We start from the raw sequence: 22,464 nt of genomic DNA, 5'->3' as shown, positions 1-22,464 counted from the left end.
GGAAAAGGTGTGGGACGCTGGCTAACATCTTCACTGCAACGGAAGTTGTCCATCGTGATTACGGCTTCCATGATTGTGCCGTTGCTGGCACTGGGGCTGTTCGCCTTTCTGATCTCTTCCCGCATCACAGAGCAAAAAACAAAGCTTTCGGGCATGGACACACTGAAGCAGGTGGAAGCGAATTTGCGCTATATGCTTCAGGATGTCGAGACGTTATCGATTTTTCTGATCGGAGAAAGGGACATTCAGCAGTATTTAAGTAACGATGAGGACGATGTGCAGGAGCGTGTGGATATTCTGGGCAGGATGACCAATCTGGCCGCTTCCAAAAAATATATAGCCAACATTGCCATCTATCCGGAACGTTTCGATGCGGCTCTGTCCACGGCTACATGGTATGAATCATCCAATGTGTCTTATCCTCCTGCTCCGCGTGGTGATGCGGTTAAAGCATGGACTGGCGTATATCCGGTTCAGAATTATGCGGGTATCCAGAATGTAATTACATTGGTTCGACCCATTCGCAGCATTCATGATTATCGGCCTATCGGATGGCTGGCGATCAGTCTAGACGAGAAGGCAATCTCGAAAGGATGGGCGGCGCTGGGAATGGGTATGGGTGAAGGTCGACTGGAACTGATTGGTCCCACTGGAGAGATTTTGTCTTCCATGGACAAATCCCGTCTTGGACAGTCTCTGGAGAAGATTGAGCCTGAAATACATACGCTGATCCAACAAGAGGGAAGCGGAACAGCCACGTATGGCAACGGCGATGAGAAACGTACTTTGCTCTATTATCCGGAACTGTTGACAGGCTGGACGCTGACCGGAACAGTTCCCTACGATCAGTATAAGTCCGAAAACGGTTATATTCTGATCCTCACTGCCGTTGCAGTGACGCTGTCTGCTGCCATCAGTGCAGGACTGGTCTGGTTTACGGTGCGACGAGTCACAAAGCCGCTGCGAGTTCTTACGAAGCATTTGTCCCGAATGGACCCAGATCGACCGCTGCCCCTATTCCGATCGGAAAGTGATGATGAAATCGGCAAGCTGGGAGAGAGTTATAATTTGCTCGGTGCCCATATTGAGAGACTGAAGGAAGAGGTTATCCGCGGTGAAGTCCGCAAGAAGGAAGCTGATCTCAGGGCACTTCAGGCACAGATCAATCCTCATTTTTTGTATAACACCCTTTCATCCATTCACTGGATAGCCTTGATGTCTGAGGAAAAGCGGATTGCAGAGATGGTCGAAGGATTGAGTGATTTTTTGCGCATCAGCTTGAATCAAGGTAGGGATTATTGTCCTGTAGGGCAGGAGATTGCCCATATTCGCCATTATGTTCGTGTACAGTCCATCCGATTTCCCGACAAGTTCGCCGTGCATTATATTGTGGATCCGGCACTTGAACAGCGAATGATGCTGAAATTGCTGCTCCAACCGCTCGTCGAAAATGCCATGATTCACGGAATTCAGCCGAAAGCGGGTACGGGCACAATCACAATCCTGATTCGGCAAGAACAGGAACGAATGAATGTGCTGGTTCTGGATGATGGAGTTGGCATGGAGCTGGACAGACTGGAGCATGTCAGAAGCAACCTTGTGTCATTGGATGAGGAGGAGCACCGTGATTTAAACCACCATTGGACGGAAAAAGAGCCAATGAAGCAAACATCCCAAGGTGGTTACGGGCTCCGCAATGTGAACGAGAGACTATTGCTTCATTATGGAGCTGAAGCGCAGATCGAAGTGGACAGCCGGGTCGGAGGTGGAACCCGGATTTCATTTTCCATTCCAATCTTGGAGGAATCGTCATGAGATTACTGATTGTTGATGATGAAGTGATTATCCGAACAGGGCTCGCCAGTGTAATCGCTTGGCATGAACTGGGGATTGAGCTGCTTACGCCAGCAGCCTCTGCAGAAGAGGCGTTAACACGCATGGCGGAGGAGAGGCCGCATATTCTGATGACTGATATTCGGATGACGGGAAGGACGGGGCTTGAACTGGCAGAGGAAGGTCTGCATATGCTGCCGGAACTCGAGGTCATTATTTTATCGGGATACGATGACTTCTCTTACGCCCAGCAAGCCATTCGTCAAGGTGTCACGGATTATCTGCTTAAGACGAGTAAACCGGAAGAAATTATCGAGACGGTGCTTCAGGCCAAACAACGGATTACCGAACGATGGGCTGAGAAATCAAGAGAAGGGCAGCTGCTGCGCGAGAACAAACAGCGCCTATTCGCTCGATGGATCATTGATGGAGACGTTGAATCTAGCCCTTGTCCTGTATTTCTGCAGTCGGAAATAAATGTGCAATCGGAAGGTTCCTCCGACATGGACCATATGCAGAGACAGATTCTGATCTTGAAAGCTGTGGGATGGAATCGTTCTTCGGCTACTTTACTAAACTTTGCCGTGCAAAATATGCTGGAGGATGTTCTGCCGGGCGCAGTTGCACACATTCATAAGGACCGGATTATCTGTGTTGTTCAGCTGCCGCCGGATGAGCAGGATTTCCAATTTACTTTGGGCATTGCGTTAACCCGGATGGAGCAACTGTTGAAATGTACATTGCGTGCAGCAGCAGGTCGACCCTGTATGGAGGTTCAACTTCTGCATGAGAGCTACCGTACGGCGTCGATTGCATACCGTTACCATGGGTTACTTAAGGACAGGATATGGCAATATGAAGACGTTTTGCACCGCATAGGAGGTAAAACCGTTCTTCAACATGAGGAAGAAACTAAATTGGGGACATTGTTGATGGATAATGACTCGATTATGCTGACCACATGGACACGAGAACTGGTGGATGAACTCCTGATGGACCCCGAAGTAACGCCAGAGTCTTTGGATGCTTGTCTGCATGCTGCGGTGAATGCAGGACAGCGCTGGTTGATTCGCACCATGCGAGCCATTGGAAGGGACGAACTGGAACGATTCGAACCATGGAAGCCAGATCCGGATGCCGATGCTGGTGAACTTCGGGATCTGCTGTTTCATCATTTATATGGGCTGATGCATACCTATCATAGTCAGATGGGACAAGGGCGGACTACGCATGTACAGAAGGCTATTGCTTATATGGAATCCGGTTTGGCACAGGATATTAGCCTGCAGCATGTCGCAGGTCAGGTTCATCTGCATCCGGGTCATCTCAGTGAACTGTTTAAGAAGGAAACGGGCGTCACTTTTGGCGATTTTGTAACAGGTATACGAATTCGGCGCGCGATGGACATGCTGGTGGTTTCTCCTGCAAAAGTAAGTGAAGTGGCTGCCATCAGTGGATATGAGGACGTGAAGTATTTTAGCAGGCTATTCAAAAAACATACGGGCAAGACTCCGAGTGAGTATCGTGAGGAGGCTGTGTCGTACAAGACTTCCGGACATTAAAGGAAAGCAAACAAACGAACAAACGAAAGAACGAAGTCATGTTTTTATTGCAAACGTTTTCGATATCGTATTACCAAGGGGACTGGAGAGCGAGGCAAGGATGAAGATGAATAATTCAAGTCAGGATTTGTCAGGGCAATGGAAAATACAGCATTTTGAGGTTGGGGAAAAGCGGGCCATGGATGTTGCAGCCGCAGCGCTCGATGATCGATTCTGGATCGGAGCGGAGGTACCAGGGGATGTGCACACCGCTCTGGTGGAACGCAGCATCATTGATCCGCCCTACTATGGGCATAACGATGCCAAGAGTCGATGGATCGAGCAGAAGGAATGGTGGTATCGTACTAACTTCAACCTGGTGAAGGATGGGGGAGCAGAGGAATACTTTGAGTTAGTATTCGACGGGTTGGATACGTTCGCTACCGTATATGTGAACGGACATGAAGTGGGGCAAACGGCCAACATGCTCATGTCCCACACTTTCGATGTGACGACACTGGTTCGTAATGGCTGGAACGCCATAGCGGTCAAGTTCGACCCCCTTTATCTGCATCACAGAGACAAGGAAACGTTTGACTGGTCTTCATATACGAAGGAACGGCCCTGGTTGCGCAAAGCTGCGATGAATTTCGGTTGGGACTGGGGTCCACGGATGGTCACCGTAGGAATTTGGGGAGGGGTTCGTCTTGAAAGACGAACGATTGCAAAGCTGGAGAACGTATTTGCACGAACCGAATCCGTGAGCAAGCAGCAAGCGGCTGTCCATGTCACTGCTGATGTGAAGTCTGTATTGTCTTTCCGTAGCAGACAGAAACGTGAAAAACCTGTGGTTTTGTCATGTGATATCCGTTTACTGGATGCGAGTGGTCAGGAAGTGGCACGATCTGCTGAAGTTGTTGTGGAAAATGGTCTTGCAGATACAATACTAAAATTGGATTCACCGCAATTATGGTGGACGCATGACCTGGGTGAACCTTACTTGTACAGACTGGAAGTTACACTAGTTGCGGATGGGGTGGAAGTGGATCAATACAACGTGCCTTACGGTGTACGAACCATTGAACTCGCGCTTCATAATGAACAGGGTGAGGAGGCGTTTACATTTATTCTGAACGGAGTACGTGTGTACGCGAAAGGAGCCAACTGGATTCCGGCCGACCATCTGATTGGTGCCATCCCCGCCTCCCGGTATCGTGAGTTGATCGAGTTGACTGTGGAAGGGCATATGAATATGCTGCGTGTCTGGGCAGGCGGTATATATGAAAAGGACGTCTTCTATGATGAATGTGATCGGCAAGGCGTGCTGGTGTGGCAGGATTTTGCTTTTGCCAACGCCTTATTCCCTGATTTTAATCGGGATTTCATGAACAATGTACGGGATGAGGTAGAAAATAATGTCCTGCGCCTGCGCAATCGTGCCTCGCTTGCACTCTGGTGTGGCAATAACGAAATTGATTGGCTTTATGACATGAAGTCTGCCAGTGGAGATATTACCAGCCCCTTCTATGGAGAACTGATCTACCATGAGCTGATCCCGGAAGTACTGGAGCGGCTGGATCCATCTCGTCCATACTGGCCTTCCTCACCCTATGGGGACAGTCTCGGCAATGATGCCAATGATCCGGATGTGGGGGATCGCCATAACTGGCAGGTATGGCATGGTTCCGTCTATCCACGAAAACACGGCGAGCCGCCACTGCTGAACTACAGTATTGAGGGTGTGACCTTCAAAAACTATAAACACGACAATGCCCTGTTCAGCAGTGAATTCGGCATGCACGCCTCGGCCAACCGCTATACACTGGAGAAAAACATGCCTGCAGGCCAATTTTACTGGGGCAGTCCCGAAATGGCCTATCGGAATAAGGATACCAATCATCAGAAAGGCATTCTTCTGATGGAAGGATACACGGGCATTCCGCAAAATATCGAAGAGTACATGAACTATTCAATGCTGACACAGGCGGAAGGATTACGGTATGGCATTGAACATTTCCGGCGGATCAATCATCGCAATAGCGGAGCCCTGGTGTGGCAGCTGAATGACAGCTGGCCAGGCACAAGCTGGTCCATGATTGACTACGAGCTGCTGCCAAAGGCCTCCTTTTATTACGGAAAAGTATTCTTTCATCCGATACTGCTGTCTCTGGAACATGAACCGGGTGAGCCGCTTACGTTATGGGTTGTGAATGACACACGGGAGACTCTGAAGGGACAGCTTCGACTTAATATCTATGGATTGAATGGGGAAAAGGTGTACTCCAGTTCTCATTATGTGGAGACAAGTTCGCAATCCGCTACTCGCATTGCAGAGCTGAGCGAAGCGGAAGTATTGGGAGGCAGATTGGCGGAAGAAGTGATGGTTGAATTGGCAGCCGAAGGTTTCACTGCACCACTCAATCGATATTTCTTACGTGATCCGAAGCATGTTAACCTGCCTCAAGCGCAGCTCAGTGTGCATGTGAACGAAGAGGAGCAATCCGTAACGGTTACGGCCATGGGTGCAATTGCACGGTTGGTGAAGCTCGAGCTGCCCCTTGGTCGTGTTCGTTTCAGTGATAACTATTTCGATCTTCTCCCTGGTGAGAGCCGTACGGTGAGATTGCGTCATCCCGAGAAGCTGTCTCTGCCGATGACTGAGCTGCGGGTAAGCGCCATGAATGGGAGTGAAACCTAATTCCTATTTGTTTTTCAAAAGCCTATGCAAATCCGGTTCACAGATGGTGACATTCGGTTTAGTCATAACATAAGAAAACAGCCGATGCTTCCCCAACAGGGCAGCATCGGCTGTTTGTTGATTAACGCAGTGCGTGAATACACGCACCATTATTGGAAAGATTCGTACCGCTGCTGGAACGAAGACTCCATCTCCAGTTGCCTAGCCAACTGCTGCTTCACTTTTTCTCCACGTCTGGCCTGCAGCTCTTGCAGTCGTTCTGTAGAAGTGAATTGATCGGCGGCCATATCAATGAGCAGCTCAGCGAGCACGTCCGCATCTTCCAATGCTGCATTCAGTCCAAAAGCGCCCGTCGGAGTCATCGTGTGAGCGGCATCCCCAAGCAAGACTATGTTGTCCTGCGCCCACGATTTGGCGAAACTGCTCTCTACGGATAACAAAACAAAATCACTCCAGGTTTGGATATGTTCAGCTACCGAATCAGCGAGACAGGGGAAGGCCGTCACGAGTTTCTGTACAAAGGGAGCAAAAGGCTGCTCACGCAGCTTGGAGAAGGACCCTTGCGGAATGTTCCATCCAATCTGTACGTAACCTCCGAATTGTGAGAATAACGCCAACTGCTGACCATCCATACTGGCCATCCGAACAGCAGGCTCCCAGCCTGCTGGAGCAGGAATTCGAGCCCATAACAGGTCGTAACCATGTTTATGGATTTCCGGGGTCAGACCCCCGTATCTGCGTACAGCTGAATATCTGCCATCTGCACCAACAATAACGGCTGCTTCAATGGAAGCAGGCCGTCCTTCATTCCGAACATTGATGCCAACGATTTTGTCTGCCTTATTCCGCAAAAATCCAGTCATGACGGTATTGAAAAGCACATGTTCGTTACCCTGTTTCAATGATTGTGACACGATGACTTCCAGCAGATGATCCTGCGGCACATGAATGCCTACATGGGATTCTTGCTCTCCAGGGAAAATGGTATGAATAATCTGACCATTCTCCCAATATTGAATTTGCTCCAGGGGCAACACACCACGCTGGGTGACAGAAGGGTATAACCCATGCTTGTTCAATACATGTTCACCATCTGCATTAAGCACTTCACCACGAAACGACTTAAGCAGGTGCGGCTGGCGCTCGATCAGAATGGTGGATATTCCCTGCTGTTTCAGCAGGAATGAGAGTAGAGCCCCTCCAGGGCCAGCTCCCACAATACAAACATCAGTTTTTAAATGTGTATTTTGATTCATTTGTAAAATTCCCTTGCAATATAATGGATGAATATCGTATTACTTTATAATAACAGATTTATAAAAATCATTAAGTAACTAAAAGTAACTTTAAAGATATACGTTATTATAAACAAATTCAATCCAATAATGCAATAGAATCCTTCTATTTCTCTACAGGAAGGGATGTTCAAGCCTGCCGTACTGCTTTTTAGCATATGAGCGCAGGCTTGATAAGAACAGCAATTTCTTTTATGGGAAATGCTCTAAATTCTATGTGATTAGTCGGTTGGTTATGCGAGCCACGCGTTCTCCCAGAGCTTTACCCAGTGCTATGCCCTGTTCGCTGAGCAGATCATCACTGTCCACCGGACATGTCACCCCAACACCATAATAAGATCCATATAATGCATTATCTGCAAAGTTCCCTGGCAGCCCGGTAATAATCATGCCCTGATGGAGCATGGGTGTCAGCAAATGAATCAACGTTGACTCCAGTCCGCCATGCTCGGTCGCGATGGTACAGAACACCGCACCCACTTTGTCTACAAGCTTGCCCTCTGCCCAGAGGTAGCCCAGCTTGTCGATCCATTTTTTCAACCCGGAGCTGATGGAGCCAAAATGTCCGGGGCAGCCCCAGATAATGGCGTCCATTTCCACCAGCTTATAGATGTCGGCTTCTTCTGTGGAATGCAAATGAACGGTAGCACCATGCACACTGGCCGCGCCAGCAGCAATCGACTCGGCAAGTGCTCGTGTATGACCGCCTTCACTATCGAAAACAATATAAATGTTCATTGCTTCATTCCTCCTTGTGTGGTTATCTGTTCATGCTATAAGGTAGCTTGTCACATGAAACCGTAAAATAAGCATGAACTTTACAGACAAGTAAAGGGTTTGGGAAACAAGCGCATTTTTCACAAACAAAATAGTACAAATATGTTACAATATAAGGTAGGTTATGATCAAAGGTAGGAGGAACGTTTATGAGCCCGGATACGGAGCGAAACTCTCAATTGGCAAATGTGGATCAATTGTTGGAGGCCTTCTTCAGATATAAAAATAAAGTATTGGATCAGCAGCAAAAGAATGAAACAAACTGCAAATTGAATCCGACGAAAAGTCATATATTGGGTATGATTCTACGTGAAGAACGCTGTATGGCTGTGGATGTGGCCAGACAACTTAGTCTATCTTCAGGAGCAACCACAATTGTGCTGAATCAACTGGAAAGCGAAGGTCTTATTCAGCGGGTGCGCAGCGAAGAGGACCGAAGAATTGTATGGTTGTCCTTAACGGAAGATGGGAAGCAGCTTGCAAAAACGTTGATTAATAATCGCGGTCGGATGACGTGGGAACTTTTGCAGGCGCTTACGGAAGAGGAACAACTGCAGATGTTTGGCATGCTGAAGAAAATTGAGCTAAAACTGCTGGAGAAAATGAAAACGTTGGAACAAACGCATCGCTAAATAAAAGGTGTGTAAAACGCCAGCCTTCAAGATTTGAAGCCCGCTTTGGGACTTGAATCTTGAAGGCTGGCGTTTTAATTTTCAATCAGAGATGGAAACGTTGAATGTGATCGGTCAGACCTTCCTGGATCAGAATTTCCTTCTGTTTTTTACCGAGCAGGTCAAAATGGGGGAAAGGCTGACGCCGATGGATGTAACGTGGGTCGAGTCCATGCTCTCTACACCAGTCCTCAAGCCGTTTCAGATCTGAACAACCCACTTTCGTCACACTGGTAATGCCCGGAAAACGGTTATCAATCCAGAAATGAGTGAGATAGGCAAGGTCGCCACGAGATACACGTTCTTTCCACTCGGCCAGCTCCTGTCGTTTAATTCCAAATGCCATAGACACCAAGTTCCTTTCCAAACGGGTATTGTCCTGAGCATATTGTAACATCTTATAAACAGAACCAATCAGAAATCTGCAATCGGACTGTTGTCCATTCGTTTTGGACGGTATTGAATATGACAACATTTTTATAATAAACTTTGGTTTATGTTAAAATAAGGCTATACCAAATGGTTTTCACCACTTCATTATTCGGAAAGGGATTGTCATCATGGAACTATTTATCGCCGTGCTTGTTTTGCTGGTACTGATCGGTTTATCGAATATTTTGAACCGGTTTGTACCCTTTATCCCCGTTCCGTTGATTCAGATTGTTCTTGGTGTAGCCATTGCACTATTACCTGCGGGTGTACATCTGCCACTGAATCCGGAACTGTTTTTTGTGCTCTTTATCGCTCCGTTGCTGTACAACGACGGGAAGCGAACACCGAGGCACGAGCTGTGGAATCTAAGAGCGCCCATCCTTTTGCTGGCCCTGGGCCTTGTATTTGTCACGGTTGTCGTGGCAGGATATGCCATTCACTGGCTCATTCCAACCATTCCGCTTCCTGCGGCTTTTGCACTTGCGGCAATTCTGTCCCCGACAGACGCTGTGGCTGTAGGCGCTATGGCAGGTCGTGTGCATTTACCCAAGAGCATACATAGGCTTCTTGAGGGAGAAGCATTAATGAATGATGCATCCGGTCTGGTTGCATTCAAATTTGCGATTGCCGCCACGGTTACAGGGGTATTTTCCCTGGCTCAGGCGTCATTTAGTTTTATACTTATCGCGATTGGCGGGTTGCTGATTGGTGCCCTGTTATCGTTCCTGTTGATCCGACTGGGTGTCTGGATTCGGCGTCTGGGGATGGAAGATGTCACGATTCATATGTTACTGCAAATTTTAACGCCCTTCGTCATTTATTTGGTAAGTGAGGAGGTCGGTGTTTCGGGCATTCTTGCGGTCGTCGCCGGCGGGATCATTCATGCGATTGAGCGTGACCGGACCGAGTCTGTACAACTGAAGATGCAGGTGGTATCGGCCAGTACCTGGTCTGTCATTCTATTTATTTTGAACGGATTGGTCTTTGTCATTCTGGGGGTACAGATTCCGGATGTGCTGAGTACCATCTTCGAGAATGTCTCGTTTGATAACCTCCAAGTACTTGGCTATGTGGGCCTCATCTCAGTGTTGTTGTTGGTGCTTCGTTTTGTCTGGATCTATCTGTTCTGGAAAGGAAATGAAAATTCCGGTGAGGCGTTGTCGAGCGGGAAGCCCCGGCTGAAAGAAATCACGATCATTACTCTTTCGGGTGTGAGAGGGGCTGTAACACTGGCGGGGGCCTTCTCCATCCCTTATGTTCTCCAAGACGGGTCTCCATTTCCTGAAAGGGATCTGATTATATTCCTGGCGGCAGGTGTGATTCTGTTCACTCTGATTGCTGCGAGTGTGTTCCTTCCTATTCTTGCGAAGAACGAAGAAAAAGCGGAGGAAGGTGCACCGCAAACGACGGAACGAAAAGCACAGGGTATTATGCTGAATGCTGCCATTCGTGCAGTCAAGTCGGAAATGAATGATGAGAACAAAGCGGCTGCGCTTGCGGTTGTTTCCGACCTGTCGAAATATATCAGGCAGGCGGCTGGCGAGCTTACTGCCGGTAAGCGCAAGGACATTTTGAAACAGGAAACAGCAATTAATCTCATCGGTACGCGGGCTGAACGCAAGGAGATTGAGAAGATGATGGATGAAAATGTCATTGCTTCGGAAGCCGCCTTTAAATGTAACAGCTGGCTGGATCGTAAGGAAATGATGCTTGCGAACCGTACGAATACCCAGATGATGTTCTCGCTTAGTGAAATTGGACGCGTGTTTGGACATGTGTTTATGAATCGTTCAAAGAAACCGGATCAGCCATTTATGCTTGAGAATGCGGACCTGTTCCGTCAAGTGAAGATGCGTACCTCTGAAGCAGCGATCAAGGCCATTCGTGCTCATATGAATGATAGTAACCGGATCGTGGCTTTGTCGGTTATCTCCAGATATGAACGGGTTATTGCCAAATTACGCACCTGGAATCAGGGCAAAACCGAAGATCCATTTGATCAGGAAAAGCTGGAATTGCAAATGGTGGCGATTCAGGAGCAGCGCAATACGATACAGCAGCTATACGAAAATGGTGAAATCAACCGCGATGTGGCCGCCAAACTTCGTCGATTCATCAATGATGTGGAAGCCACTGCGCTGAAAAACACTTAATCCGATAAACCCGATAATTTAAATATGCTTAACCCTCTGATATAATATAATTTGAGTTATCAACGCTCAGAAAAGGAGATGGATGAGAATGGCAGAACAACGTACTCGTTTGGGCAAAACAGATCTGATGGTTAACCCGATTGGATTGGGGGCAAATGCAGTAGGAGGACATAATATCTATCCGAATATGCTGAATGATGAGATAGGCAAGGATGTCGTTCGTACGGCTTTGAAACAGGGCATTAACTTTTTGGATACTGCTTTCATCTATGGACCTGAGCATTCAGAACGGTTAATTGGTGAAGTGCTGAAAGAAACGGGTCAGCGCCAAGATACCATCATTGCAACGAAAGCAGCACATCAATTTGTGGATGGCAACGTCGTTTTTGATAACTCGCCTGCTTTCCTCAAAACCTCTGTAGATGAGGCTTTGAAACGTCTGCAGACCGATTATATCGACTTGTTTTATATACATTTCCCGGATGAACATACACCGAAGGATGAGGCTGTAGGTGCACTGAAACGTTTGAAGGACGAAGGTAAAATTCGTGCCATCGGAGTGTCCAACTTCTCCATTGATCAGCTGCGTGAGGCGAATCAGGATGGAGATGTGGATGTACTGCAGTCTGAATATAATCTGTTCAAAAGAGAAGCGGAGAAAGAATTACTGCCCTATACGGCAGAGCATAACATTTCTTTTGTACCTTACTTCCCTCTGGCAGCAGGTCTGCTGGGAGGCAAATATAATCAGGATACAACCTTCCAGGATGGACGGGCCAAGAACCCGTTATTCACGGGGGAAGCCTTTATTCAGAATCTGGACAAGGTGGAACAACTACGAAGCATTGCACAGTCCAAGAATGCGGAGGTGGCACATCTCGTTCTGGCCTGGTATCTGACACAGCCCTCCATTGATGCGCTCATTCCTGGTGCCAAGAAACCGGAGCAGGTCATCAACAATCTAAAAACACTGGATGTTGAGCTCACAGCCGAGGAAATTGCAGTCATTGATCAAATATTTCGTTAATTAGTTCTAATGAATCGGGAAATGCTAACAGGGAGTTTACGTTTGAAGATAAAGAGAGGACATAAACATGAACCTGAAGGCAGCCCGATTCATCGGATTGTGTACGCTGGTTTTTTTGCTTGGTAGCAGTTCTGCCTTAGCCAAACCTGTGCAGAAGAATCGACAGTATTATGAGGAACGGGGAGAGATTGTGTGGGAGGTTCCCACGCATGACAAACTCATCGCACTGACCTTTGATGATGGACCAGATCCTGTCCAAACCCCGCAGATTCTGGCTCTGCTCCAGCAATATCAGGCCAAAGGCACTTTTTTTGTGCTTGGTAAATGGGCGGAAAAGTTTCCTGATCTGATTAAGCAGGAGCAGCGGGAAGGACATGAAATCGCCAATCATACGTATGCACATACGTACGCGGTCAGGTCAACAAGGGCGGACAAGTACAGCCGCGAAATGAACATAGCGGAGAAATCCATTGTTGGAGCAGGGGCTCAGCGTCCCACGCTGTTTAGACCCCCGGGAGGCTATTACAATGACATGGTCATTCAGGTCGCCAAACAGCAAGGCTATACGATTGTGCTATGGTCCTGGCATCAGGACACACGTGATTGGGCTTCACCAGGTGTATCAGCCATTGTGAACAAAGTGCTGAAGAACGCACGTAACGGGGATATTGTGCTGTTTCATGACAAGGTGGAGGGCAAGTCCCAGACGGTTGCTGCGCTAAAAACGATTCTGCCCAAGTTGCAGGAGCAAGGTTATCGTTTTGTAACCGTATCGGAACTGCTTGCCGTTAAGGCGAGAGAGGCTGCCAAGGATGACAATTCATCCATGCCCCAGCATCCATAGTGCAAGCCAAAAACCGCAGGTCTCTGATTAAAGAGACTTGCGGTTTTTTATTGTTTCAATTTATAAAAGGGAAGCTTGCAGATCCGATCCGTGATACAGGGTTTTATATAGGCTTTAGGGTTGCCAAGCGCCCAATTTTAGCGTTCAGGCTTGACTTTACGAGGACGGGAGCGAGCCCGCCGCAGGAACAACGAGAGAAACAGGCCAATGATCGAAATCCAGGTCGCTACGATGAAAGCATCATTAATGCCTTCAATGGTTGACGTCTGAACAGCGATACCATAGAGCTGTTGTAATGCAAGGCTGGAGCCTTGTTCTGGAGGCATTCCAGCCGCAGTTGCCATTTGCGTGCCGAGCACACCCACTTGTTCCGTCAGTGCTACATTGGTTGTCGTCACAGTGTTGCTGTAATCAGCCAAATGAATGCCTGCGCGAGTTGCCATCACCGTAATGAGCAGGGCGGTCCCGATCGAACCTGCGACCTGTCTGACCGTATTGGACATGGCCGTACCATGACTGGTGAGATGAGGCGGCAATTGGTTTAACCCCTCTGTCTGTACAGACATCATTAGCATGGACATACCGAAGCTACGGAACGTATATAGCATCATGATGTGGCCATAGGGCGTCTCCCCCGTCAACTTGCTAAACTCGAAGGTGGAGATGGCGGTAATGATCAAACCGACAATGGCGAGCGGGCGAGAGCCGATCCGGTCAAACAGCGCTCCTGAGATGGGAGACATGACCCCCATTAGCAATGCACCAGGCAGCAGCAGTAAGCCGGATTGCAGGGGAGAGAAGCCCCTTATATTTTGCAGATAGATCGGTAACAGCAGCATTCCGCCAAAGAGTGCCATGTTAATCGTTGCACTGACCAGCGTCGAGATGGTGAAGATGTCGTATTTGAATACACGAAATTCCAGCAGCGGGTTCTTCATGGCCGTCTCTCGGAGGACAAAGAAGACGATGAAGAGCACGCCGATAATCAGTGTCAACAGCACAGTTGCACTGGTCCAGCCTTTATCTCCGGCAGAGCTGAATCCATATAACAGAAAGCCGAAACCGATGGTGGAGAATAATGCGCCAAAACCATCAAATTTCGGTGAAGTAAGCTTGGACACATTTCTCAGCCAAATGAAGGCAAACAAAATATCAAGCAAAGCAAGCGGGATGACCATATAGAACAGAATTCGCCAGGTATAGTGTTCCACGATCCATCCAGATAACGTAGGGCCAATGGCCGGAGCAAACATCATGGCAATGCCCATCGTGCCCATGGCGGTTCCCCGTTTCTCAGGAGGGAATACAGTCAGAAACACGTTCATAACCAAAGGCATAATAATACCGGCTCCACTGGCTTGTACGATACGACCGATAAGCATGACCGTAAATCCAGGACTGATGGCACAGATTAACGAACCTAACGTAAACAACAGCATCGCAGTCACGAACAATTTGCGTGTACCGAACGACTCAATCAAGTAGGCGGTAATCGGAATGAGTACCCCGTTTACCAGCAAATAGGCTGTGGATAGCCACTGCACGGTCGTTGCTGAGACGTTAAAGTCATTCATCAAATGGGGGATGGCTACATTGAGCAAAGTCTGATTCAGAATGGCGATAAATGCGCCGAGCAGCAGGACAGCGATGGTTTTCCCAAGAGGTACTTGATTATCCATCAGCAGCCTTAGATATGAACGCGCACGGTAGCGCTCATGCCGGGAACCACACCCAGTCCTTTATATCCTTCAATCGTAATGATGATCGGGATGACTTGTGTTACTTTGGTGTAATTCGCATTGGTATTGGACGACGGCAGCAGCGAAAAGGAGGACGCAGTGGCAAGTCCGATCTGGTCTACTTTGCCTGTCAATGTGGTGTCTGGAAATGCATCGACATATACATCGACGATCTGACCCGTCTTAATTTTATCAATCGCGGTCTCATCCACATTGGCCGTCACGTACAGGTTATTGAAATCATAGGCCCGTGCGAGGGGCGTACCGGCAGATACTAGCGAATTCTCGACAGCGGTTTGTTGTACAATGGTGCCATTGACAGGCATCGTCACGGATGTGGATTTTCCTGCAGCGGTGACAGTGGCTACGGTATCGCCTGCATTAAATGTTGTTCCTACCTTGCCTTTCCAGGATCGAAGCTCACCGCTTACTGCAGAAGCCACGGAGATCGGCTGCCCGGTAACAAGCGCATTATCGGTTTTAACGTAGCTGGTGGATTGGTTGTAATAGTAGATTCCGGCCGCCCCAGCTCCCAAAATCACCAGTATAACGATGATATTGATCAAAATGGCACGTGAATTCATGCTGATCATTCCTCCTCAATTCGGTTTTCTGTACACCTTCTCTTTCAATCGGTGCTGAACGTCTTCTGCTGACAATCCTGTTTGGAGCATTCCCGCTACTTTGTCGCTCTATACGAAACAAGGTGAAATATTATTCGCAGAATAGGGCACCAATATATTGATTAAGGCTGCCTACAGGCGGATGATAAGGAGGATGCTCATATGTTGATCATTTTGGCGGTAATTGTTGTGATTGGTGTTGTGTTTCTGATGATTTATAACTCCAGATCGTCCCGCAAGGCTGCAGAAGCACGAGCTTCCAAAAACGCAGAGGTGGATGAAGGGCCTGTCCTGCTGCATGAAGAAGACCAAGCCCGGAACGAAGACCCAATTTACGCTGAGGAAGAGCAAGCAGAGGTTTTGGAACATGAAGATCACAGGCAAACGGAGATTCACCCTATGGATTCCACTTCGCAAGTGGCCCCTTCACCTCAGGAAAAAGAGACGCAGACGACAGAGGGTGACCAAGCTTACCGTCAAGCGTTGCTTCATTTCCGTAAACCTGCTGAAGTGGAAGAGGAAGCAGTGCTGACGGATACTAAAGAACCTGAAAAGAGTGCAGATGAAGTCTATCGATCAGCTCTGAAAGTGATGAAAAACAAATCCTCTGATCCCTCTTCCAAGCAGAAATAACCGTTCGGTTATGTTTTTGAACATGGGACATGGCTTTTGTTTTCAATCCAAAACGTCTACAATAGATGAAGCTTTGTGAATTAGGGCTGCATGACATGGAATACGTTGAAGAGGAGAGGAAACCCATGAACGGACAACAACGCGTAAATATCAAACCGGGTCTTGAAGTGGATATCGTGCTCAAGCAAGATCAGCCGACAGGCAAACTGACACGTGGTATCGTGAAGGATTTGTTGACCAAATCGCCTACACACCCGCATGGAATCAAAGTACGTTTGACCAGTGGACAGGTGGGGCGCGTGAAACAAGTCGTTACAGGAGCGTCGGAATGAGCCAGTGCCCGAGGTTGTGACATGATTACAACTACGGATGTAATGGTACATTTGGCCTCGGGGAACGAGCGTCAGCAGGATGCGTATAAGGTACTGCAATCCAGTGGATTGTTGAGCATATTGGCTGCTTACCAGCCTTATCCGGCTGGAACAGTGCCCATTGATATTGATATTCCCGGAAGTGATCTTGATCTATTATGTGAGGGAGCGGATCTGGAGGCGTTCGAAACCTTGGTGCACCAACAACTGGGCGGAATGCAGGGTTTTCGATGCGACCGGGGGGATGGCCGTGCTGGCCAGCGTCCTTATGTGACCTGTAGTGTGGATATTGGAAACTGGCCTGTAGAGATTTTCGCTCAATCCATAGCTGTACGCAGGCAGAATGCTTATATTCATATGCTGGTTGAGTGGGAATTGTTGCAACTCTGGGGTGAAGCAGGACATCGGGAGATTCGCAAACTGAAGCTGGAAGGCTGTAAGACGGAGCCTGCATTCGCTGCGGTCCTGGGACTTCAGGGAGACCCCTATGACGAAATGCTTCATCTGGCCGCTATGAGCAAGGAAGAACTTTGGCAATGGGCCCGCTTGCGTACGTCTTTTCAGTTCGAATAGCCTGTTTAAGCAATTAGATGAGAAAGATAGCCACAATGGTGGTAACTGTTAATCCCAGCAGTACCGGCTTCAAATTGCGGCGTGCCAGTTCAAATGGACTGACTCCGCAAATGGCAGCGGCTGGAATTAAGGCCCATGGAATTAAGGTCCCACCGCCTACCCATATGGCGGCGACCTGGCCCAGTGCCGTCAAGACCGGTGCGGAATCTGCCGAACCTGCAAACATGGACGCAATGGAGCCGACCAGGGATATTCCGGAGAACCCCGAACCATCCATTCCCGTGACCGCTCCGGTCACAGTCATCGTTATAGCACCTACCGTATTATTCAGCGGCACTAGCCCTGCAAGAGCAACCCCCAAATCATTCACAATACCGTGTGAACCAGCAGGCAGCGGGTTGTTGAACAGCTCTGTGATCGCAGCATCTCCAAGATAAAAGAAAGCGGCAATCGGTATGACAGGACCAAACACCTTGAACCCGAACTGAAATCCTTCAATTAAATAGTTTGTTGTTTCTTCCGGACCTGTATGACGATGCGCGGCAAGTGATACGGCAATCAGAATGAGCACGGCTGTTCCGCCAATAAGTGCTGTGGCATCACCGCCTTGAAGTTTAAGTAAAAACATCAGAATGACATCGACTAAGAATAACAAGGGGATAATTAAAGCAAATGCCTTTTGCAAACGTGGCGGCATTGGTTGACGTTGAACGGCTGGCTTCTCTGAAATCGGCGCAGAGTCTGACAAAGGTGGATGTACGGTTACGGCTTCACCAGAGATCGGATCACTGAGTTTAACGGGAGAACCTGATTTCATCTCCTTGCGCAGCATCCAGAATGCGGTTACCGTTGATACTGTCCCCATCACGATGACAAGTGGGATACTTGCAGTCATAACAGCGGTAACGGGAAGTCCAGCTGCATCAGCTGTTAGTTTGGGTGCCCCTTGGATAATGTAATCCCCTGATAAGGCAATTCCGTGCCCGAACAGATTCATGGCAATGGCAGCACCGATGGGAGGAAGTCCGACGCGTACCGCTACCGGAAGAAGTACCGCCCCAACCAGGGCAACGGCAGGTGAGGGCCAGAAGAACAGCGATACGATCATCATAATGAATCCAATTCCCCAATAGGCGACCTGTGGAGAACGGATGAATCGGGTAAGCGGTGTCACCATGACTTCATTGATTCCCGTCCGAATTAACACTCGGCTCATGGCGACAATGATCGAGATGATAAAAATGGTGCTGAGCAGCTCTTTGGCTGCGTAGATAAAACTGCTGAAGATGCCGGAAACCGATCCGCTTAATGTTTCGGTCGCGAGGAGTCCAATGGTCATAATACCTGCGACACAAATGATGGTTGTGTCTCTACGCCGAACCATGACGGCGATAATCAAGATGATAAAAGCCAGATATACATAATGCAATGGGACGAGTTGAATATTCATCGGACATGCCTCCTTACATCCTTGGTGTCAATTCAAGGAGTGGTATATCGTATGCATGTCATCACCGGGCGTTCGTGGAGTATGGAGAAGGATTTTTTTTACAGATGGAGAACTAATTAGAGTATGGACCCTCGAACACGTATAGTAAACCAAGAAGTGCAAGTCACCAGAATTGACAGTAACAGGTCACGGAATCACATAGACAGACGCAAGCAAGTATGATTACAATAAACATGCCATTATAAGGAAGAAGATGGAAGAAACACAGAAGTAGATCATCTGAAAGCGGAAGAAATTGCTTAGGATTGATAGCGGTTACAACGATGTGCATAAGAACTGAAATCCAGATTAGACAAAAGGGCGGGAATTCATGAATTTCATCCGTTCACTGCGCTTTAAGTTTATTGTGGGTCTGACATTGATCATGCTGCCATTATTCATGCTGCTCTATTACAACAATGTGTACGCCATGAAAGTTGTGCGTGATCAAGTGTCTCTCACCAATATGAATCATCTTGCAAAAAGTGTGGAGCAGAACGAGCGCGTGCTGCAGGAGACCAATCGGTATTTATACAGTCTGGGCGAGCGAGATCCGGATATTATCTCCCTGTTTTTTCTCAAATATGGCAGCGGCGATTATATTATTGCGAAACAGCGCATTATGAACAAATTCATGACCGATATCGGATTTTATAATCTGATCGATTCATTTTTTCTGTACGATGCTGTGAATGATGATCTGTTGCTCGCTACTTCAGGCAATTATGATGTCAAAATGTCGATTGTGCAGGAGAGCATGCCGGTCCAGATGCAGCAGCTGGAGGGGGAAATTCAGAAGCCGGAGTGGAGCATCGTTCGGGGAGGCACATGGAATGCCTTGGTCAAAACGGTGCGGATCAACGCCCAGTTCTATGCGGGGGCGCTGGTGGACATGAACGCACTGAATCACCCCGAGCAATTCACGGAATCCGGTGACCGGGGAGGTGCAGTCATCGTGGGAGCAGATGGCGGGGCACTGTCCGATTCAGCCCTGAACTCGGCACAAATCAAACTGGCCGCAGCCCATATCACTGGATTGAATAATCCATACCAGGTGATCTCTGAAGTGACATCCACAGGCAATGCACGTCAGTATCTGATGCTTGGCATTCCCTCAGCCATGTCTGAGATGAATTATATTGTGCTGCTGCCCGAGGAGGACATGATGCGAAACCTGCCATTTTTTCAGCAGATCATTCGCCTGCTTCCGATTGGTGCAGCGGTCATCCTGATCACAGCTATGATTTTTCTCAGGCAGCTCCTGTTCCGTCCAATGAATGTGGTCATACGTGGGATGAGGAGGGTTAGCCGAGGAGAACTTGATGTGAGGCTTGAGACGCCGGCTTCATCTGAACTGGAGTTTGTCACGCACAGCTTCAATCAGATGACAAGTGAGATCCAGCATCTGAAGATAGATGTGTATGAGGAGCAATTGCGCACGAGGGAAGCAGAGTTCAAACAATTGCAGATGCAGATTAATCCTCACTTTTACCTGAATTCATTGAATATCATTCATAGCCTGGCTTCGTTGCAAAAGCATGAGCTGGTGCAGCAGATGGCTGGTCATCTGGCAGATTATTTCAGGTTCAGCCTGCGTGCAGGCAAACGTGTCATTCGATTGGATGAAGAATTGCAACATATCAGTCATTATTTGGAGATCCAGAAGCTGAGGTTTCCAAACAAGCTGGATTTCGTTCTGGATGTTGAACCGGATCTTGGGCACTATGTGCTGCCGCCCTTAACGATTCAGCCTTTTGTGGAGAATGCCATTATTCATGGTTTTCAGCGGCGCAAAGAGCCTTTTGTTATTCGCATAACAGCACGCAAGTCGAAAACGTTATCTGATCCTGCACCATCTTCGGTTCTTCAACTTTCGATTACGGATAACGGTGTTGGATTTGAGCAAGAAATACTGGAGCGCCTGCAACAGGGGCAATACGTCGAAGATCCGGGTGGACAGCACATTGGCATCTGGAACGTTATCCATCGGCTGCTTGTAAAGTACGGCGAACATGCCGGATTGCAGTTCAGCAATCAGACTGAAGGAGGGGCAGCAGTCCATATTCATATGCCCGCCCAGACGGAAGAGGAGGAAGGGGGAGCCAATGCGGAACCTGTTGATCGTGGATGATGAAGTATACGCCTTGCAAGCGATGGTGGAAGGGGTGGACTGGAGCCTGGCCGGAATTGACCAGGTATTCAGTGCTGGTGATGCGGAAGAGGCGAGAATGCTGATGAGAACCCATCCCATCGATATAATGATCTGTGATATTGAAATGCCGGGTGAAACGGGACTGGATCTGCAGAGCTGGGTGTTAAAGCATGATCCCGGCATGCTGACGATTTTTCTTACAGGTCATGCCCTGTTCGATTATGCCCAAACGGCAATCAAGCTGAACAGCTTCGATTATGTGCTGAAACCTGCTCCCGCCGACCAGCTGCTCAAGGTTGTGAGCCAGGCCATGGACAAAATCAAGGATGGCGAGCAGCGTTCCCGCACCAATGAAGTATATGAGACCGTGTATAAACGCTGGCAGACGCATAAACCGCTGTTAACCGAGCGTTTCTGGAAAGACGCCATTTCACAGCGTGTAACCTTAACTCAGCAAAAGCTTCAGGAGCTTGCCGAGGTATATGGAGCCGAGATTGATCCGCAAGTGCGCGTGTTGCCCATTGTCATTTCCGTCGAAGAATGGGTGCGGGACTTCGATCTGCGTGATGAGGAAGTCCTTGAATATGCGCTTCGCAATGCTGCCAAGGAAATGCTGCTTGGTGACAAACCCGGTGAAGTGTTTCAGGACCACAGTGGACTAAATATTGTGCTTGCATACGAACACGATGGTATCGTACCTACGGCAGGTGAAGTGGAACAAGGATGTCAGAGCTATATTCAAGAGTGTGGTACTTACTTTTATTGCCGATTATCCTGTTACGTCGGAGTCCCGGTTGCTGTTACAGATTTACAGGGGATGCTGAATGAGCTGATGGACATGGAGCGTCGCAATATCAACGAGCTTGAAGGGGTCTTTATCTATGACGAGGTAGGCCGAGATACGGAGGACCGCTTTCTGCCAATACCGTGGTTTTCCGAGCTGTCCATCCTGTTCGAAACGGGAAAGTTTGACGACCTGCGCGAGCGTGTGGATGAAATCTTTGAATTGCTGGCTGCACAGGAGCGTTTGTCACCCGAAATTCTGCGCTTGTATTACCATGCCATGCTGCATGTAATCTACCCGCTGCTGCATCAGAAAAATGTATCCGTACGCAGCCTGTACCCCGGAGAACGGGAGCCGGAGGAAAACGTTGTGACACGTTCGTTGCCCCAGCTGAAGCAGTGGACATTAGACCTGATCAGTCGTGCGATCCCGGTATTGTACCCGGACGATCACAGTCCAATGACGATTGTGGACCAGTTATGCATTTACATTGAAAATCATATTGGTGAAGAGCTGATGCGAGAAGAACTTGCATCCTTTGCCGGATTTAATCCGGCCTATCTATCCCGTCTGTTTCGGAAAGAAAAGGGTATGTCGCTTTCCGAATTCATTCTCCAGCGCAGAGTAGCCAAAGCGAAGACGTTATTGTCCCAGTCTACCGTGAAGGTGACGGATATCGCAGGCAAGGTCGGGTACTACAATTACTCTCATTTTACGAAAATGTTCAAAAAGTGCACGGGCATTACCCCACAGGAGTTTCGTAAACAGTCCCGAACGGTACAAATTTGACGCAGCATGCTGCGTCTTTTGTTTTTTTGTGCCCTAAAGT

At 48.3% G+C, this 22,464-nt stretch carries 18 protein-coding genes; 12 read left to right on the top strand and 6 right to left on the bottom strand.

What is annotated here, in order from left to right; translation table 11 throughout:
- Window positions 1–9 precede the first annotated feature (9 nt).
- The 3 genes from HW560_RS27665 (at window position 10) to HW560_RS27655 (ending at window position 6,072) form a co-directional block, all read left to right on the top strand.
- Window positions 10–1,815 carry a cache domain-containing sensor histidine kinase gene (locus tag HW560_RS27665; protein WP_090895717.1) on the top strand — a complete coding sequence of 602 codons (1,806 nt, stop codon included), beginning with the start codon at window positions 10–12 and terminating at the stop codon, window positions 1,813–1,815.
- The gene (locus tag HW560_RS27660) at window positions 1,812–3,395 is read left to right on the top strand and encodes a helix-turn-helix domain-containing protein (protein ID WP_090895720.1); all 1,584 of its coding nucleotides are present in this window, start codon (window positions 1,812–1,814) and stop codon (window positions 3,393–3,395) included. Before HW560_RS27665 ends, HW560_RS27660 begins: the two co-directional genes overlap by 4 nt.
- A gap of 100 nt (window positions 3,396–3,495) precedes the next feature.
- Window positions 3,496–6,072 (top strand): beta-mannosidase, encoded by a 2,577-nt coding sequence (locus HW560_RS27655; RefSeq protein ID WP_179265212.1) that lies wholly within the window; start codon window positions 3,496–3,498, stop codon window positions 6,070–6,072.
- A 149-nt stretch (window positions 6,073–6,221) separates the two neighbouring features.
- Here HW560_RS27655 and HW560_RS27650 read toward each other — a convergent pair whose 3' ends face one another.
- Both HW560_RS27650 and HW560_RS27645 read right to left on the bottom strand, forming a co-directional pair.
- The gene (locus HW560_RS27650; RefSeq protein WP_179265211.1) at window positions 6,222–7,328 is read right to left on the bottom strand and encodes an FAD-dependent monooxygenase; all 1,107 of its coding nucleotides are present in this window, start codon (window positions 7,326–7,328) and stop codon (window positions 6,222–6,224) included.
- A gap of 252 nt (window positions 7,329–7,580) precedes the next feature.
- The gene (locus HW560_RS27645; protein WP_053783691.1) at window positions 7,581–8,105 is read right to left on the bottom strand and encodes an NAD(P)H-dependent oxidoreductase; all 525 of its coding nucleotides are present in this window, start codon (window positions 8,103–8,105) and stop codon (window positions 7,581–7,583) included.
- Between the two features lie 188 nt (window positions 8,106–8,293).
- Here HW560_RS27645 and HW560_RS27640 point away from each other — a divergent pair, with 188 nt between their 5' ends.
- The gene (locus HW560_RS27640; RefSeq protein ID WP_091000748.1) at window positions 8,294–8,776 is read left to right on the top strand and encodes a MarR family winged helix-turn-helix transcriptional regulator; all 483 of its coding nucleotides are present in this window, start codon (window positions 8,294–8,296) and stop codon (window positions 8,774–8,776) included.
- 85 nt (window positions 8,777–8,861) lie between these two features.
- Here the strand turns inward: HW560_RS27640 and HW560_RS27635 are convergent, their stop codons facing one another.
- The gene (locus HW560_RS27635) at window positions 8,862–9,161 is read right to left on the bottom strand and encodes a hypothetical protein (RefSeq protein WP_072732330.1); all 300 of its coding nucleotides are present in this window, start codon (window positions 9,159–9,161) and stop codon (window positions 8,862–8,864) included.
- A gap of 214 nt (window positions 9,162–9,375) precedes the next feature.
- Here HW560_RS27635 and HW560_RS27630 point away from each other — a divergent pair, with 214 nt between their 5' ends.
- From HW560_RS27630 to HW560_RS27620, 3 genes are all read left to right on the top strand, one after another.
- Complete coding sequence (locus HW560_RS27630) at window positions 9,376–11,400, top strand: Na+/H+ antiporter (protein ID WP_179265210.1); 2,025 nt, start codon at window positions 9,376–9,378, stop codon at window positions 11,398–11,400.
- A gap of 88 nt (window positions 11,401–11,488) precedes the next feature.
- A complete protein-coding gene (locus HW560_RS27625) occupies window positions 11,489–12,427 on the top strand; it encodes an aldo/keto reductase (RefSeq protein ID WP_090895731.1) in 939 nt (312 codons plus the stop codon).
- 67 nt (window positions 12,428–12,494) lie between these two features.
- Entirely contained in the window at window positions 12,495–13,271 is a 777-nt protein-coding gene (locus HW560_RS27620) for a polysaccharide deacetylase family protein (protein WP_109999737.1), read from the top strand.
- A gap of 137 nt (window positions 13,272–13,408) precedes the next feature.
- Here the strand turns inward: HW560_RS27620 and HW560_RS27615 are convergent, their stop codons facing one another.
- Complete coding sequence (locus tag HW560_RS27615; RefSeq protein WP_090895734.1) at window positions 13,409–14,950, bottom strand: DHA2 family efflux MFS transporter permease subunit; 1,542 nt, start codon at window positions 14,948–14,950, stop codon at window positions 13,409–13,411.
- Window positions 14,951–14,958: 8 nt separating this feature from the next.
- Window positions 14,959–15,594, bottom strand: a complete 636-nt coding sequence (locus HW560_RS27610; RefSeq protein ID WP_090895736.1) for a biotin/lipoyl-containing protein — start codon at window positions 15,592–15,594, stop codon at window positions 14,959–14,961.
- Window positions 15,595–15,795: 201 nt separating this feature from the next.
- On the opposite strand from HW560_RS27610, the gene HW560_RS27605 reads away from it, so the two are divergent.
- The 3 genes from HW560_RS27605 (at window position 15,796) to HW560_RS27595 (ending at window position 17,210) form a co-directional block, all read left to right on the top strand.
- Complete coding sequence (locus tag HW560_RS27605; protein WP_090895739.1) at window positions 15,796–16,266, top strand: hypothetical protein; 471 nt, start codon at window positions 15,796–15,798, stop codon at window positions 16,264–16,266.
- Window positions 16,267–16,391: 125 nt separating this feature from the next.
- Window positions 16,392–16,598, top strand: a complete 207-nt coding sequence (locus HW560_RS27600; protein ID WP_063564738.1) for a YwbE family protein — start codon at window positions 16,392–16,394, stop codon at window positions 16,596–16,598.
- 21 nt (window positions 16,599–16,619) lie between these two features.
- A complete protein-coding gene (locus HW560_RS27595; protein ID WP_179265209.1) occupies window positions 16,620–17,210 on the top strand; it encodes a DUF4269 domain-containing protein in 591 nt (196 codons plus the stop codon).
- Window positions 17,211–17,223: 13 nt separating this feature from the next.
- Here the strand turns inward: HW560_RS27595 and HW560_RS27590 are convergent, their stop codons facing one another.
- The gene (locus tag HW560_RS27590) at window positions 17,224–18,660 is read right to left on the bottom strand and encodes a hypothetical protein (RefSeq protein ID WP_090895744.1); all 1,437 of its coding nucleotides are present in this window, start codon (window positions 18,658–18,660) and stop codon (window positions 17,224–17,226) included.
- A gap of 370 nt (window positions 18,661–19,030) precedes the next feature.
- Between HW560_RS27590 and HW560_RS27585 the strand changes: the two genes are divergently transcribed.
- Both HW560_RS27585 and HW560_RS27580 read left to right on the top strand, forming a co-directional pair.
- Window positions 19,031–20,830, top strand: a complete 1,800-nt coding sequence (locus HW560_RS27585) for a sensor histidine kinase (protein ID WP_090895746.1) — start codon at window positions 19,031–19,033, stop codon at window positions 20,828–20,830.
- Complete coding sequence (locus HW560_RS27580; RefSeq protein ID WP_179265208.1) at window positions 20,805–22,424, top strand: response regulator transcription factor; 1,620 nt, start codon at window positions 20,805–20,807, stop codon at window positions 22,422–22,424. The genes HW560_RS27585 and HW560_RS27580 overlap by 26 nt, the downstream gene beginning before the upstream one ends.
- Window positions 22,425–22,464: the final 40 nt, after the last annotated feature.

The sequence above is a fragment of the Paenibacillus sp. E222 genome (assembly GCF_013401555.1).
Classification (GTDB): Bacteria; Bacillota; Bacilli; order Paenibacillales; family Paenibacillaceae; genus Paenibacillus.
This window is presented reverse-complemented; position numbering and strand designations above follow the sequence as displayed.